We start from the raw sequence: 16069 nt of genomic DNA on the forward strand, positions 1-16069 counted from the left end.
CATGACATCACTTACACAACGCATCAATGCTGCAAATAAGGCAGGCCGCAAGGCAATAATCCCGTTTCTCACAGCCGGATTTCCAACAAAAAAAGATTTCTTCACACACTTGGAAGAACTTGATTCCAACGGAGCAGACATCATTGAAATCGGTGTTCCGTTCTCCGACCCTGCGGCTGACGGACCGGTTGTAGAAGCCGCATCTATCAAGGCATTGGAACAAGGCGTTACCCTGCGCTGGATTATGCAGGAGCTCATACAACGCAAAGGTCAGTATCAGGCAGAACTGGTGCTTATGGGCTACATAAACCCATTCTACCAGTACGGCTTTAAAGAATTTGCTGAAGATGCAGCAAAAGCCGGTGTTTCCGGTCTCATTGTACCGGACTTACCACTTAACGAAGCTGCAGAGTTCAAAGCAATTCTCAAGGAACAGGGTATTGCGCTCATTTCCCTTATCGGGCTGAACACACCAAAAGAACGTATGCAGGAGTATGCACAGCAAGCTGAAGGCTACGTATATGTAGTTTCCTACATGGGAACCACCGGGGCAGCTGTTGCATTCCCGCCTGAATTGAAAAAAACACTCAACGACGCGCGCGAAGTGTTTGATATCCCGCTTGCTCTTGGTTTTGGAATTAAAGAGCCACAACAGCTTGAGCCGTTTGGCGATGCAATCGATGCTGTCGTCTTCGGCAGCGCTCTCATCAAAGATATTGAAGAAAAAGGCAGTGCTGTTCCATTTATGGAGCGATGGAAGTAAGCCCTTTTGTACATAAGATATAAAAAAACTCCTGCAACGTGTTGCAGGAGTTTTTTATTAATATTTTGAAGGAGGGACACCGTAGGCTTTTCTGAAAGCATGGACAAAATGACTTTGATCATAAAAACCGACACTAGCCGCAACAGTTGAAACACGTTCCCCTTTGCTCAACAACGTACACGCCTGTTCAAGACGCAGCTGTTTAAGCCAATTGTAGGGAGTAACACCCACCGTAGATTTAAATCGACGCAAAAATTGATAGCGATTTAAATTACACAAGACGGCTAATTGCTCTAAGCTAATTTTTTCTGACAGATTATCATGACAATAATCGCGCACTTCTTTCCAATGAGGCTTTGCAAGCGCACCTTCCGGCTCATCTACAAGGTGTATTTCTGAATGAAACAATAGACGTTTTACCAAATCCATCCATTGTTCTTCCACAAACAGCGAACTGGCATCGCCCCGTTGTAAAACATAGTGCAGCAAGCATGCACGATCCCACAACGGCTTATCATCCAGAACATTACTGCCAAATTCTACACAATGAGCAGAATCCATGGCGTTCGCCATTTCTTCGGTAAACACGTTTGGCGGAATTCTGAATGTCTTCAGCGTATATTCACATTTTTCATATCCAGAGCCATCATGCATTTCGTCGGGTGGAATTACTGATAAACGTCCCGGCCCCACGAGATATGTCTTACCGGAGGCGCTCTGCCGCTGTACACCGTCGACCACCAGACTGATATGATAGCTCAGGTGGAAATGACGATCAAAGCTGAACGTTGAAAAGTGCCCGTCGCTTAGTACAAGCCCCGGCACATCGGGAGCGCGAAAATATTGAACAGTATCCTGCATAATGTCTGCCTACCTACTCACAACAAAGTGCCCCTGTCAAAAAAAGAATTCCACCCGCCAAAGAGTCTTTGCTACACAGCCTGTGCGTACCCGACTGCTTGATTTACTGCGGATAAGAAATGCTGAATATCTTGTTCTGTTGTGGCGAATGAAGTAACAAAACGCACCACATTCGGCTCCCATCTATCATGATAGAAACGGAACCCCTGAGCCAACAGTCTATCAATACAGTACGTAGGCATTTTGCAAAAGATAATGTTCGCTTCCGGTGAACCGATCAAAGAAATTTCCGGTAATTTTTCCAGTCCGCTCTTCAACATTGCTGCCATGGCGTTTGCCTGACGAGCATTCCGTAACCATAAATCATTCTCAAGATACCCCAACATCTGTGCAGCCATAAACCGCATTTTTGAACCAAGATGACCGGATCTTTTTCTACGGAAGGACATTTCCTGCGCAATTGTTTTATCAAACACAACAATTGCTTCTGCTGACATCGTGCCGTTTTTCGTTGCTCCGAAGGAGAGAACGTCAACGCCGCACTTCCATGTCATTTCCGCAGGAGAGCAGTTAAGCGCCACTAAAGCATTACCAAAACGGGCGCCATCCATGTGCATACGCAAACCAGCATTTTTGGTAATAGCACCGAGAACACAAAGTTCATCAAGGGTATATATTGTTCCGGATTCCGTTGCCTGTGTAAGGCTTACAGTTGAAGGCTGAGAGGAGTGCATATCGCCAACTCTGTACTTTACGCCCCACTTTAACGCCTCTGGATCAATCTTTGAATCAGTGCCATCAAGGGTCAGTACCCGTGCTCCGGAGTTAAAAAACTCGGGGGCTCCGCACTCGTCATTGTTGATATGTCCTTCATGATGACACAATACTGCGCCCCATGGCGGGGTCAACGCACTCAACGATAAACAGTTTGCCGCTGTGCCTGTCATTACAAAAAAGACACGCACGTCTTTTTCAAAAACATCGGACAACATCTTTTCCGCTTTTATTGAATAGTCATCCCGTCCGTACGGATCTGCCTGTCCCACATTGCAACGAGCCATTGCTTCAAGAACTTGCGGGGAAACACCGGCGATATTATCGCTGGTAAACGCAGTATTATATGTAGACATGTAGGATTCTCCTCATGGTTCTCTAATAAATAAGATAATAACCTGAGTATGCAAAATAGTGTCACTTCTGCATTGTAAAATATTGCAACAAAGAGACACTCTCCAGACACATCATCATAAAATACAAACAATTACTGTTTTCTTATTTCTTACTATAATCCAAAAAGAAGAAGAGCGTATGAACACATGTTCACACGCTCTTCTCACCAAAACCATCTGATGCTACAAGTCCCGAATAATCTTGTAGCGACAGAACTTAAGCCGCAGCTATGGAGCTCCCACGAGCTTCATTACCTAAAACTTAAGTGTGCCCTTAAAGGACTTAGCAAGGGATTCGCAGGTATCCGATACCAACACAGTTGCGCCGGAAGCGATAATAAACTGCTCGTCACCTGTAACTTCACCCAGACAGCCATAAGTCTGTCCAGCAAAGATCTTTTCAAAAGCTTCTACTTTGTCTTCCGGTACGGATACTACCAGACGGGAAGCTGACTCAGAGTAGAGAACTTCTGTTGCATTCATTTCTTCAGTTACCGGCACAGCATCAAGGTTGATGAGTGCACCGGTGCGGCCTGCAAGTGCCATCTCAGCAAGAGCCACTCCAAGACCACCGTCTGAACAATCATGACACGCGTTGATAACGCCTTCGCCGATTGCTGTATGTACAGCACGGTAGCGTGCCAGTGCAGATTCAGCATCTACCTTCGGACAGGCAGCAGCGCTGATGCCGAGTTCTTCAGCAACTTCTGAACCGGCTAATTCGCGTGCAGTTGCACCGAGAACGTAGATTTTGTCGCCGTCATGTTTAAAGTCAGATGTGGTTGTCTTGTTCACGTCTTTCACCACGCCCATGACAGAGAAGAGAACTGTAGGCGGAATAGAAATCTTTACACCGCCACCAGTGTAGTCATTCTTCATGGAGTCTTTACCGGAGATACAAGGCACGCCGTATGCGGTACAGAAATCTGCAAGTGCTTTGTTAGCACGAACAAGCTGAGCAAGTTTGTAGTGTCCATCCGGAGTCTTCTCAGACTGCACAGGATCGCACCAGCAGAAGTTATCAATACCAGCCATAAAATCTACGTCACCGCCGACTGCAACTGCGTTACGCACTGCTTCGTCAACAACGTTGGCCATCATCCAGTAGCTGTCATAGTCGCTCAAGGTAGGGTTAATACCGTGAGAGAGAACAATACCGCTTTCGGAGTCGAGTATAGGACGAACAACCCCCGCATCGGAAGGACCGTCACACTTAACACCGACCATCGGCTTAATTACGCTGCCGCCTTTAACCTCATGGTCGTACTGGCGAACAACATATTCTTTGGAACAAATATTCAAACGAGCCAGCATGGACTTAAGCAAGTTGCCCTGCTCTGCGTCTGCTACGCTCACTTCATCATCTTTGTGTTCAGGACGCTTCCACACAGCTTTAAGCTGCATCTGTGGAACACCGTCGTGCAGGAAGTCCATGCCGAGGAATGCAACCGGCTTATCACCGTAGGTCACATGGAAGTAACCGCTGTCGGTAAATTCACCCATCGCGGTGGCTTCAACATCCATACGTTTAGCAAGAGCCATGAACTCGTCCAGCTTGTCAGAAGGTACGGCAAGCGTCATACGTTCCTGCGCTTCAGAGAGAAGAATCTCCCACGGACGCAGCCCGTCATACTTCAACGGTGCTTTGGATAGATCTAAACGGCAACCGTTGGTATCTTCTGCCATTTCACCAACAGAAGAAGAAAGACCGCCAGCACCGTTATCAGTAATAGCGTTGTATAGACCCATGTTACGGGCGCGCATAATAAAATCATACGCTTTACGCTGAGTGATAGGGTCACCAATCTGTACCGCTGTAGCCGGAGATTCTTCGTGCAGTTCTTCAGAAGAGAAGGTTGCGCCGTGAATACCGTCTTTACCGATACGACCGCCGACCATAACAATGGTATCGCCGACTTTCGCAGCCTTTTCATAGCCAGGACGACCAGCAACAATTTTAGGAATCATACCTACGGTACCGCAGTGTACAAGCGGCTTACCAAGGTAGCGTTCTTCAAAAACAATTGAGCCGTTTACAGTAGGAACACCGGATTTGTTACCACCGTGTTCAACACCTTCACGTACGCCTTCAAGCACACGACGAGGATGGAGAAGACGCGGAGGCAGTTCACCTTCATGGAAAGGAGACGCGAAACAGAACACGTTAGTGTTACAAACGAGGTCTGCGCCGATGCCGGTTCCCATAGGGTCACGGTTTACGCCCACAATACCGGTTAATGCTCCGCCGTATGGATCAAGTGCGGAAGGTGAGTTATGAGTTTCAACCTTAATACACACGTCATGAGTTTCGTTGAAGTCAATAACACCTGCATTATCTTTAAAAACAGAACGGCAAAAATCTGCTTCGCCTTTGTTTTTACGGATAGCCTTGGTAGACCCCATTACGTATGTTTTGTAGAGACTATCAATAGTCTCATGCTCACCGGTTTCTGTATCGGTGTAGTCAATTTTAGAAGCGAAAATTTTGTGTTTGCAATGCTCAGACCATGTTTGTGCAAGAACTTCTACTTCTGCATCGCTTGGTTCTGCGCTTAATCCTGCTTTTACACGCTCAGACACTACGTCAGGAGCGGTGTAATAATCGCGGATGGTATGCAATTCTTCCAGAGACAGAGCAAGGGTGTTTTCACGGGAAAACGCCATCAACTCATCATCTGACATTGTAGAAAATGGCAGGGTTACTACTTCATCATTAGCCTGACCGGAAACCCGCGCAGCTACAGCAGCAAAACCAGGCTCTTTCTGCCATTCTGCTTTGCTTTTGTATTCAAAACGCTGAATCAGTTCGTTTGCCAAAACATCACGGCCGATAGATGCAATCTGATCTTCTGTAAAATCACCGTAAATGTGGTACTGGTCTGCAACATATACAGAAACGGCTTCGCGATCTGCAAGCTCCAAAACAATGGCAATGGTTTCCCGCGCTGTGCGGCCTTCGTTATCTGTTACCCCCGGACGGAACCCTACTTCGAGTACCCAGTCTGCCTGACTGGATACCGGAGAAAGCGCCGCGTCCTGAAGTACGGGATCATGCAGAGCAGCCTCACTCACAACTGTTCCAAGCTGCTCTTCAGTAAGACCATCCACAGTAAACACCTTGACCTGACGAACGTCTTTTACGTCAAATCCGAGAGCTTCCCTGATCTTGTTAGCAGTTTTGATACCCTGAGTATCAACAACACCCTTTCTAAGACCAGCTTCAATGCGCCGCAGCATGTATTTTCTCCTGATGCTTGCTGAAATTAACGGGCAGACCTCTTGGTCATCCCGCTGTATTTGGAAAGAATAAACACACCAACACAGTATTCTTCCGGCTGTGATGGCGGGGTATATACCTCATTTAAACACAAAGCCAAAAACTGTCCGCTTGAGACAACTCGGTACAACGCAAGACAGTTTTCCTTATTTTTAATCAACTGCCGGAAACTGATATCCAATTTACAATAAAAAAGCCGCAGAGTCTCCTCTACGGCTTACATAATTATGCACTACGAGATTTTACGTAATCCAAAGTTTGCAGCAGTATCTCTCGTTCAGGACATGCCGGCAGTATTTCAAGCGCCTGCTGTGCCTTATCTAAATAAGTATCTGCAAGTTCGCGGGTGGCATTATCCAAGCCAAGTTCACGAATCTGTTCTGCAACAAAGCAGACCTCTTCTTCAGAGAAAGTACCTGCTTCAAATTTAGTTACAAAATCACGTCGTTTTGTACCATCAAGAGTATTAAGGTACATAAATAACGGTGGAGTGAGCTTGCCTTCACGCAAATCTCCCGCCACCGGTTTACCGATCGACTTGGTGGAAACTGCAAAATCCAGAGCGTCATCAACAATCTGGAATGCAATCCCAAGGTTCATACCAAAATCAGATGCCGCAGCAATCTGTTCTTCAGAACCGCCAGCCTTTACTGCACCCATAATACATGATGCCTGTAAGAGAAATGCTGTTTTCCCTTTAATAATATCGATGTAAGTTTCCGGAGAATGACTGATCGAACGAAGATATTCGATCTCTTCAATCTCACCGGTTGCAGTCTTTACGATTGCTTCTGCAATACACTGTGTAAGGCGTGTATCATTATAACGCGCGACCACAAGGTTTGCCTGCGCAAGCAGTACATCGCCTGCAAGAACAGTTTTTGTGTTACCAAACTGTGTATGCGCAGCCGGTTTTCCACGACGCAACTCAGCATCGTCGATGATATCGTCGTGCATTAACGTTGCAGAATGAAGCAGCTCTACAGAACAGGCGAGCGGGTAGATATCATCATCAGTATACCCGAGAGTTGCAGCAGTAAGCAAAGTAAGCAAAGGGCGCAGTCTTTTTCCACCAGCAGTAAGCACGTGAGAAACAACAGGCTGAACTAATGCGTTAAGTTGGGCAGTTTCTGCCGCCAACGTCGCATTAATTTGCGGTTGTTTTAACGTAAGGTACTCTAAGAGTTCTTGCATAGAAAAGCTTCCATCGAAAAAACGTGAATCTAACATCCTAGAAACCATTGTAAAAAAAGTGCCGTACTATACGACACCCTGTTTTAAAATGCCTTCTAAACAAAAAGCTCTCTGGCGTGCCTGCCAAGAGCTTGAAGCGCATCGTCAAGTTTCCAGTGTTCAGGCCTGCGAGACCCAACCAGATTAGAAACGGTGCGAAGTTCAAGAAAAGGAATTCCGGATTGAAGACAAGCAAGAGCAAGGGAGAACCCTTCCATATTTTCAGTAAGCGGCTTGTACCGCTCAACCAGCATACGGGCACGTTCTTCTGTTCCGGTGACGCCGGATACTGTCATGCTTGCGCCTCTTAGTAAATCCTTCGGAGGAGATAAATTGAGCATTCGGAAAGCTTTCTGTAACTCCAGCTCTATTCTATCCCACACAGGACACGGTCCATCGACGCCATTATATTCCCATATGGGAAATTTAATACCTTCAGGGTCAATACCTTCTGCCGTATGCAGTCCGTATTCCGGCCAAATTTCCGAATCGGCAGCGACAACACTGCCTAACGGAGCTTGCTCTAAATCAAAACTTCCTGCAACCCCAAGGTTTAGGACACCAGTAATATCTTTGCGCTCACCGAGAATTCTGCCAATACTTAACGCAGCATTGACAGGACCGACTCCCGTAACCGCAAGTAGACAATGATGATCGTTAACAGGCGATTCACAATATTCCCCTGCATGAGGAAAATTGCATCCAATCCGCCCACGCCCGTTAAACCCTAGCAGAACAGCTTTCATTTCAGTTTGAGTTGCTGTTGCAATAACCAGTGTCATTTCATTTTTTCCAGAGTAAAGTTAACAAGCGTCCCTCCCAACGAAAGCTCTGCGACAATACTGGCGTCGCGCACTCTCGCAATCCGCTCAATACGTCTGCGATCATCTTCTGTGGCAGCAACAATGACCTGTGTTCCTTTTTCAATCTTTTTCAGAAGCGAACTCGCTTCAAAATACCCAGTTCAGCAATCTTTTCTACAATCTACACGGAAAGGTCCAGCCATCGTCACATTCTCCAAAGTTCTATCCCTACTGCCTCCATCACAGCAGGATCGAAAAATCCCTTCACATCTACCACTAACGTATTCGCGGCATTGCGAAACCACTTGAGCAACTGGTTTGGCTGGATAAAAGAATAGTCATCGTGAGGTACTGCGACAATAACAGCATCCAACTGCTGAAAATCTTTGAGGTGGCTCAGCGAAATTTCATACTCGCGAATAGCCTGCTCGTTATCAGCAATAGGATCATGCACGAGTGCTTCTATCCCATATTCCTTAAGTTCTCTGACAATATCAATTACGCGGGTATTGCGGATATCCGGTACATTCTCTTTGTACGTAAACCCTAATATTCCAACTTTTGCATCACGGACTGAAACGCCTTTACGGATAAGCTCCTTTACGCAGGATTCAGCGACAAACTTGCCCATAGAGTCGTTAATACGCCTACCGGCAAGAATAACCTGCGGATGATACCCTAATGATTCTGCTTTAAAAGTTAGATAATACGGGTCTACCCCTATGCAATGCCCACCAACAAGCCCCGGCGCAAATGGCAGAAAATTCCATTTTGTTCCAGCTGCTTCAAGCACTTCGCCTGTATCAATCCCTAATGCATTGAAGATAATCGCCAGCTCGTTCATTAACGCAATATTCAAATCCCGCTGCGTATTTTCGATAACCTTTGCAGCTTCGGCGACCATTATTGAACTGACAGGATGCACACCGGCAGGAATAATTTTTCCATACACTCCCGCTAACAACGCTGTTGTCATGTCGTCTGAACCGGCAACAATTTTAACGACATTTTCAATAGTATGCACCTTATCTCCGGGATTGATGCGCTCCGGCGAATAACCGACAGAGAAATCCCTGCCAAACCGCATTCCGGATACATTTTCAAGCACAGGAACACACTTTTCCTCTGTGGCTCCCGGCCATACCGTTGACTCATACACTACCACTGAATCGCGCTGCATGAAGGAAGCAACGGTTCTGGTAGCCATAAGCAACGGAATCAAGTCCGGCGTATGATGTGCATCAATAGGTGTCGGAACCGCTATTATGTGCACTCCAGCTTTCTCTAAAAGCTGCGGATCAGCAGTAAAATACGCAGTACTATCATCGAGAGCTTCTGGAGAGACCTCTCCGGTCAGATCTTTTCCACGGCGCAGGGCATCTACCCGCTGCGCATGCTGGTCGTATCCGATAACGGAAAAATGTTTCGCCAAAGAAATAGCAAGAGGTAAACCGACATAACCAAGGCCGATAACGGCAATAGGAACATCTCCAGACACAATCCGTTCAAAAGATACCATGTCTTCTCCTCGTTACCTGCTGGACTTAACGGCCCGTGTATGAAAAAACAGGCTCCATGCAGATCGATTGGAATTTACTACTCACAGCGCTAGGGCTTGCATTTGTTCTCGAAGGTCTTCCTTACGTCCTTTTTGCGGACAAGCTTCCTAAATACTTACGTGAAATTGCAGAACGCGGACCAAACGCTTTACGCTACATGGGATTAACCGCCATGTCTGCCGGTGTTCTGCTTGTTTGGCTTATGCGCCATTAGTCGCACCGCATTTCTACGCTGCGCCTTCCCCGTCATTTGTTAACGGGTATTCCTGTTGCAGGAAAAAACTGCGACACGTTACCTCATGTCTTCCGGGTCTTACTCGGCTTTCTTCTGTGCCACATGCAAATAAACAATGCCTGATGTCATCGGCTTGTAATATACACGGTCAAAACCGGCTTTCATCATTTCAGTACTCAGCTCAGCGGCTGTCGGAAATGCCATGATGGTATCGGCAAGATACTGGTATGCACCAGCATCGCCAGAAAAAATTTTACCAATCATAGGAAGAATTTTTTTCAGGTACATGTTGTAAAAGCCCTTCCATACGGGATGCTTACCAGTACCAAATTCAAGAATACACAATCTTCCGCCCGGCACAAGTACACGATTAAGTTCTTTAAACGCTTCCTCACGCGGAATAATATTGCGGATTCCAAACGAAATTGTTGCACAATCGACACTGTTGTCCGGCAACGGCAAGGTTCTGCCGTCAGCATGCACTGGGAAGATACGTCTGTCGCGTCCCTTTGTAAGCTTTTTGCGACCAGTGGTCAGCATAGGACGACAATAGTCTAACGCTGCAACTTTAGTCTGCGGATGCTGGCGGACAATTTCTAAGGAAACATCCATAGTACCAGCGGCAAGATCAAGCATCAGACCGGTTTTCCCCGGTACTGTTGCCTTCACAAGCTGCTGTCGCCAGTAGAAATCCATTCCGCCGCTAAGCAGATGATTCAAAAAATCGTACCAGCGGGCAATACGGCTAAACATGCCGGAAACTTCTCGGGCATGTTCATTTGGTGAACATTGCATGTACTACAAAGCCTACTCTTCGGTTTCCGTTTCATCTTCACAAACAGTGGAAGAAACAACTTCAAATACCGCAGGAAACACTTCGCTGATATTAGAAGGTGAAACGCGGCCAGTCTCAATAAACTTTACCACAATTTCTTTAGTTACCTGTATTGCTTCTTTTTTTGCCTTATCCATATTCCACCTCTAGGCACTGCAGGACGTGCCTGCAACGTATATATGATGAAAAAACCCCCGCCCGTGGGGGAATGGTTTCAACCTACATAGATAAAAACCGGGCGGGGTTAAAAGAAAGAAACCTGTTAAGCCACTCCCTTTTTCTCAATATGCCCTATACCACTAACATTTTAGAGAGTCGAGTCTGCACTGAGGCACATATCCTGTTCATCCACAGTAAATTCTATATCTTAAATTAGAGAACGTTCAGTAAATAACGCATAACACCCATAAAAAGCTTGCTTTATTATCAGGAAAAATTACTGTTAAGAAAAGAGATCACTTGGAGGCGCATATGGCAAGATTTCGTGCACTAAAAACAGAACTGCGTTCCATGCTGGAACAACCAGACTGGGAAGCTTCCCTACAGCACATTGCTGCAATGCCTGCCGCACAGACAGTGGGACCGCTTATGTCGTTCTTTCTTTTCGGTGGAGAAATGAAATGGCGTGCCGTTACAGCATTTGGACTAGTAATGGGCAAACTGGCACAAGAAGACCTTGAGCAGGCACGCATAATTATGCGCCGCTTACTCTGGCATATGAATGAAGAGTCAGGAAATATTGGCTGGGGCATTGCTGAAGCAATGGCAGAGGCGATGATTAACAGCCAAACTCTAGCAAACGAATACAACCGGATGCTGCATTCGTATATTCGAGAAACCTCGGACGATGACAATTATCTCGACCATCCACCGCTCCGCAGAGGTGTCTACTGGGGACTTGGAAGAATGGCGAAGAAGTATCCGGAGCTCATACGTCCTTCTGTCAGAGCCTTATCATGGGGCTTGCAGGATGAAGATCCAGAAGGACGTGGACTTTCCGCATGGGCACTTGGCTTTATCGGCACGGAAACCAATATTCCGGCACTCAAAAGTTTACTGGACGACACCTGCCCCGTGGAACTCTTTGAAAACCGTAAAGTTCATTGCACCAGCGTTGCACAGCTTGCACAGCAGGCTATCAAACATATACAAAGTCACCACACCGTCGATTAGTATCTGTTCCAAAAGAAAAGGGTGGAGTTTTACCTCCACCCTTTCTTTTTATTTTCTCACCATAATATCAAGAATAACCTTGTCTGTTTCCACCATCCCCACCGTTCCGAGTCGGCCGAGGTTATGGATACAAATCTCAATATCATCATCAACAATACCGTCACTACCAGGTACACAAACACCTTTCACGGCCAACAGTGCAGAGCTAATAGCTGCTTCCACGCATGATGCAACCTTGAGTGCGCAAGAGGTCTTTGCTCCGTCGCAGATCATACCGGAAACAGAACCAACCATATTTTTGATGGTTCGTTCAATACCGTCATAATCACCTCCAAGAAGCATCACGATTCCGCATCCGGAACCTGTAGCAGCAAGAATTGCACCGCAAAGAGCTGATAAACGTCCCAAGTGATGCTTAAGATGAATGGCAGTTAAGTGACTCATGATAAGAGCACGCGCCATTTCTTCTTCAGACTTATTCAACCTGCGGGCGAAGGCCAGCACAGGAATTGTTGCCGTGATACCCTGATTACCACTGCCGGAGTTGCTCATAACCGGCTGCATAATGCCATCCATACGAGCATCAGAGGCTGCTGCTGCAAGTCTGGTAGCAAAGGATGTAATATCATCCGAACGCAATCCGAGAGCAATATCCTGATCCATAGAACGTCCGACCTTTAAGCCAAACTCATGCTCCAGGCCCTGAATAGCAATGGCTTCATTAAGCCTTACGGCTTCAAGGATAAAAGTAATTTTATCGAATGGAACATTCATAGCAAAATCATAAATCTTTGCCATGGTCAGTGGCCAGCTGTCTGCTTTGCTCTCTTCATCTTCAAATGCATAAGTAAAGACAATTTCGCTGTCTTTCGTTACTTCAGTAACCAATGTATGCTGTCGTTGAATAGTACACGTTGCAACATGGTCACCGTTAAAGACACTTACCTGCGCAAAGAGCAGCTCACTTGTATCTGCGAGTTCAACGAGCACATCGCCGGATGCAAGCATCCGCTTGCCTTCTTCAACGGCATTCTCAGTAATGTCACGCAATACCTCCAATGCCAAAGACGATTTCCCGCCTAATGCACCTACGGCAGCAGCAATACCAAGACCAGCCATACCGGTTCCCGGAACGCCCACACCCATACCGTTTTTCAGCAAGTTGCCACTTACCTGTACCAGTATACGTTCAGGTTTCTTCCCGAGTTCTTCTGCAGCCCGTGCCGCAGCAAGCGAGACCGTAATAGGCTCAGTACATCCAAGTGCCGGTACAACTTCACGATTTAAAATCGCTATATATTCATTCCATTCGTTTTTCATGACATTATGTCTCTCTGCCGCGCAATGCGCAGCAACTCATTACTTTTTATTGTTATTGAAAATACCTTCAAGCATCAGCGCAAGTGCACCGTCGCCTGTTACGTTACATGCGGTACCAAAGCTATCCTGCAATGCAAAAATAGCGAGAAGCAATGCCACACCTGCCGGATCAAAATGAAGAACACCAACAACAATACCGAGAGAAGCCATTACGGTACCACCCGGAACGCCAGGAGCACCAACTGCAAAAATACCAAACAGAAGAATAAACAATGCCATTGTACCAACAGGTGGCAAGGCACCATAAAGCATCATGGAAATAGTCATTGCAAAAAAGGTCTCTGTGAGCACAGAGCCACACAGATGAACAGTGGCGCCGAGCGGAATCATAAACTCTACAACGTTCTCTGATAGTACTTTAGATTTGGAAGCACACTTCAAAGATACAGGAAGAGTTGCAGCACTGGACATAGTACCAACAGCAGTAAGATATGCTGGTGAGTAATGACGAAGAACTTCCAGCGGATTACGCTTAGAAATAATACCCGCAATGGTGTAAAGTACTGTCAGCCAGATTAATTGACCGAGGATAACAATCAAAACAACTTTTAAGAATACAGGAAGCTGTTCGGTCAATGTGCCTTCGTATGCAAGCCCTGCAAAGGTAGTTGCAATAAAGAACGGAAGAACTGGAATAACAACGCGGGTAACAACGAACATCATAATTTTTTCGAAGTCACTGAAAATACGTTCGAAAGTTTCAGCTTTAGACCAAACAGTGGCAAGACCGAACAACAACGCAGTAATCAGCGCTGTCATAACAGACATAACTGGCGGAATATTTAACTGGAAAAGGGCTTCAGGCAATTCGTGCAATGCATGAATTTCTGTCGCAATAGAAAGGTGCGGAATGATCAGATAGCCAGCAACTGCGGCCATTGTTGCAGCACCAGCAGCAGATAAATACGCAAAACTCACACCAGCAAACAACATCGAACTTGCGTTTTGACCAAGACGAACGATCGCAGGAGCAATAAAAGCAATAATAACAAGCGGAACTGTGTAAAAGATAAACTGACCAAGTACATATTTTGCACTAACCACAACTTGCATCACGCCATTACCGGCAGTAAGACCGACAACAACACCAACAGCAATACCTATCAATAACTGTAAAATAAGACCGAACTCTCCAAATCGCTTAAAGAATGACATACCTACTCCTTCTTGCATGTGATCAATGGGGGATCAATTTTATACAGGTCATCAGCAGAACATAGACAGCGATGTTCAACAGCAGTGCTTTGCCCGTTAACAACAGCGTAGAAAACGCTAGCTACAAGTAGGCTCTGATTATTTCAAAGCCAAAGCTTCAATTTCAACAAACACATCTTTTGGAAGACGTGCTACTTCAACACAACTGCGTGCCGGAAATGGTGCTGAGAAAAATGATGCATACACTTCGTTAATCGCAGCGAAGTTATTAAGATCACTTACAAAAACTGTTGTTTTCATAACATTCTTCATAGATGAACCAGCCTCTTCCAAAGTCTTCTTCACATTTTCCAATGAAACACGAGCCTGCTCAGCAGCAGTCGCAGGTATTTCGCCGGTTGCAGCATCAATAGGAAGTTGTCCAGAAGTAATCACCAGATTACCGAATTCAGCACCATGGGAATAAGGGCCTACTGCTTCTGGAACTTGTTTACTGTTAATTGCCTTGTACATAACGTTCTCCTTAAAAAATAAAAAATGAGTCATAGCACGATTGCCATGACTCATTTTTATTGAGAAACTTTTATTAAGTCAATTTTTTTTTATTAACTTTAAAAAATTTTATTGCACTTATAATTTATTTAAGTATCGATAAATTGTTGCTTCGGATGCTGCCAGCACTTCAGCAACAAGAGCTACAGAGCCTTTAAGCAAAAAGACTCCACGATCCTGTAATGTCCGCATAATTTCCATTTTTTCTGCAGTAGTCATGCGTTCTGGAGCTACCGAAGAATGCTGCACAACACTACGGATAATGCCTTCAGTAAGCTCTTCAATGTTATCCGTAAAAGTTTCAACATTCGAGTTTGTCATTTCATTCTCATCAGAATGAAGGTGGGAAGTGTCGCAAAATCCGACTGCATCAATAAATTTTGCCAACAATTCCTTGGCTTGTAAAATATCAGACACCTCAAAATTCAAGCAGAGCATACCAGCTAGCGAACCGTCGTCTTCACGAATAAAAAAAGTTGCAGAATGTAACGGAACACCAGTACTAGACTGTGTTTTATAGCCCATAACCCAGTCTGATTCTTTGTATTTTTCTGTTACTACAAATTGCAAAGCCAAGTCAGTTAACGGAGCACCGACAGTCCTTCCAGAAATATGCCCATTAGCAATAGCCAAAACAGATTTTTCTTTTATTACGGCGTCATGGAGAACAACTTCGCATTTATTTCCAAGAAAAACTCCCAGAAATTTTACTAACGGTATGTATCGCTCAACAGTTTTTTGCGACCTACATTCTTGAGGCAATGGAATCTCCTCTCTTTGATAATTTATTATTAAAAATAGCGGGCACATAATAAAAAGTCAATTAGCGAGAAAAATTGCACCGGTTACAATCAGCTTAAGAATTGACCTACAAATCCTCATGCACTTTCTTTGAGAAGAAAGGGTATCCTTCAACTTCGATTTAACGCTTATCGCTAAAGAAAAGAGAAAGCGCTACATAGCTGCCTTTCGACCAAAAAAAAGACCGCGTTTCATTTGAAACGCGGTCTTAAAATAAATCTTGGCAGCGACCTACTTTCCCACAGGCTCCCCTGCAGTATCATCGGCGATGGT

General features: G+C 45.4%; 15 protein-coding genes. 3 read left to right on the forward strand and 12 right to left on the reverse strand.

Annotated features, from left to right (window positions below):
* The first annotated feature begins 1 nt into the window (after window position 1).
* Window positions 2–763, forward strand: a complete 762-nt coding sequence (trpA, locus tag F461_RS0105945) for a tryptophan synthase subunit alpha (protein ID WP_020000233.1) — start codon at window positions 2–4, stop codon at window positions 761–763.
* A 57-nt stretch (window positions 764–820) separates the two neighbouring features.
* On the opposite strand, the gene F461_RS0105950 is transcribed toward trpA, so the two are convergent.
* The 6 genes from F461_RS0105950 to F461_RS0105975 form a co-directional block, all read right to left on the reverse strand.
* A complete protein-coding gene (locus F461_RS0105950) occupies window positions 821–1624 on the reverse strand; it encodes an AraC family transcriptional regulator (RefSeq protein WP_020000234.1) in 804 nt (267 codons plus the stop codon).
* Between the two features lie 71 nt (window positions 1625–1695).
* Window positions 1696–2754: a threonine aldolase family protein gene (locus F461_RS0105955; RefSeq protein WP_020000235.1), complete on the reverse strand. Its 1059-nt coding sequence runs from the start codon at window positions 2752–2754 to the stop codon at window positions 1696–1698.
* A gap of 294 nt (window positions 2755–3048) precedes the next feature.
* On the reverse strand, window positions 3049–6030 hold the full coding sequence (locus tag F461_RS0105960; RefSeq protein ID WP_020000236.1) for an AIR synthase-related protein: 2982 nt from the start codon (window positions 6028–6030) through the stop codon (window positions 3049–3051).
* Between the two features lie 265 nt (window positions 6031–6295).
* On the reverse strand, window positions 6296–7264 hold the full coding sequence (locus F461_RS0105965) for a polyprenyl synthetase family protein (RefSeq protein ID WP_020000237.1): 969 nt from the start codon (window positions 7262–7264) through the stop codon (window positions 6296–6298).
* 95 nt (window positions 7265–7359) lie between these two features.
* Entirely contained in the window at window positions 7360–8085 is a 726-nt protein-coding gene (gene mqnB / locus F461_RS0105970) for a futalosine hydrolase (RefSeq protein ID WP_020000238.1), read from the reverse strand.
* Between the two features lie 226 nt (window positions 8086–8311).
* The gene (locus F461_RS0105975; protein WP_020000239.1) at window positions 8312–9625 is read right to left on the reverse strand and encodes a nucleotide sugar dehydrogenase; all 1314 of its coding nucleotides are present in this window, start codon (window positions 9623–9625) and stop codon (window positions 8312–8314) included.
* A gap of 56 nt (window positions 9626–9681) precedes the next feature.
* Here F461_RS0105975 and F461_RS0105980 point away from each other — a divergent pair, with 56 nt between their 5' ends.
* Complete coding sequence (locus tag F461_RS0105980; protein ID WP_020000240.1) at window positions 9682–9879, forward strand: DUF2065 domain-containing protein; 198 nt, start codon at window positions 9682–9684, stop codon at window positions 9877–9879.
* Window positions 9880–9978: 99 nt separating this feature from the next.
* On the opposite strand, the gene ubiE is transcribed toward F461_RS0105980, so the two are convergent.
* Window positions 9979–10695 carry a bifunctional demethylmenaquinone methyltransferase/2-methoxy-6-polyprenyl-1,4-benzoquinol methylase UbiE gene (ubiE, locus tag F461_RS0105985; protein WP_020000241.1) on the reverse strand — a complete coding sequence of 239 codons (717 nt, stop codon included), beginning with the start codon at window positions 10693–10695 and terminating at the stop codon, window positions 9979–9981.
* Window positions 10696–10707: 12 nt separating this feature from the next.
* Entirely contained in the window at window positions 10708–10872 is a 165-nt protein-coding gene (locus tag F461_RS19300; RefSeq protein ID WP_020000242.1) for a hypothetical protein, read from the reverse strand.
* Between the two features lie 334 nt (window positions 10873–11206).
* On the opposite strand from F461_RS19300, the gene F461_RS0105995 reads away from it, so the two are divergent.
* Window positions 11207–11908 carry a DVU0298 family protein gene (locus F461_RS0105995; RefSeq protein WP_020000243.1) on the forward strand — a complete coding sequence of 234 codons (702 nt, stop codon included), beginning with the start codon at window positions 11207–11209 and terminating at the stop codon, window positions 11906–11908.
* 48 nt (window positions 11909–11956) lie between these two features.
* Here the strand turns inward: F461_RS0105995 and F461_RS0106000 are convergent, their stop codons facing one another.
* The 4 genes from F461_RS0106000 to F461_RS0106015 form a co-directional block, all read right to left on the reverse strand.
* On the reverse strand, window positions 11957–13228 hold the full coding sequence (locus F461_RS0106000; protein ID WP_020000244.1) for an L-cysteine desulfidase family protein: 1272 nt from the start codon (window positions 13226–13228) through the stop codon (window positions 11957–11959).
* Window positions 13229–13267: 39 nt separating this feature from the next.
* On the reverse strand, window positions 13268–14443 hold the full coding sequence (locus tag F461_RS0106005; RefSeq protein ID WP_020000245.1) for a dicarboxylate/amino acid:cation symporter: 1176 nt from the start codon (window positions 14441–14443) through the stop codon (window positions 13268–13270).
* Window positions 14444–14581: 138 nt separating this feature from the next.
* Complete coding sequence (locus F461_RS0106010; RefSeq protein WP_020000246.1) at window positions 14582–14956, reverse strand: Rid family detoxifying hydrolase; 375 nt, start codon at window positions 14954–14956, stop codon at window positions 14582–14584.
* Window positions 14957–15073: 117 nt separating this feature from the next.
* A complete protein-coding gene (locus tag F461_RS0106015; RefSeq protein ID WP_020000247.1) occupies window positions 15074–15757 on the reverse strand; it encodes a helix-turn-helix transcriptional regulator in 684 nt (227 codons plus the stop codon).
* Between the last annotated feature and the right edge of the window lie 312 nt (window positions 15758–16069).

Origin of the sequence: Halodesulfovibrio aestuarii DSM 17919 = ATCC 29578 (assembly GCF_000384815.1) — a bacterium.
Lineage (GTDB): Bacteria > Desulfobacterota > Desulfovibrionia > Desulfovibrionales > Desulfovibrionaceae > Halodesulfovibrio > Halodesulfovibrio aestuarii.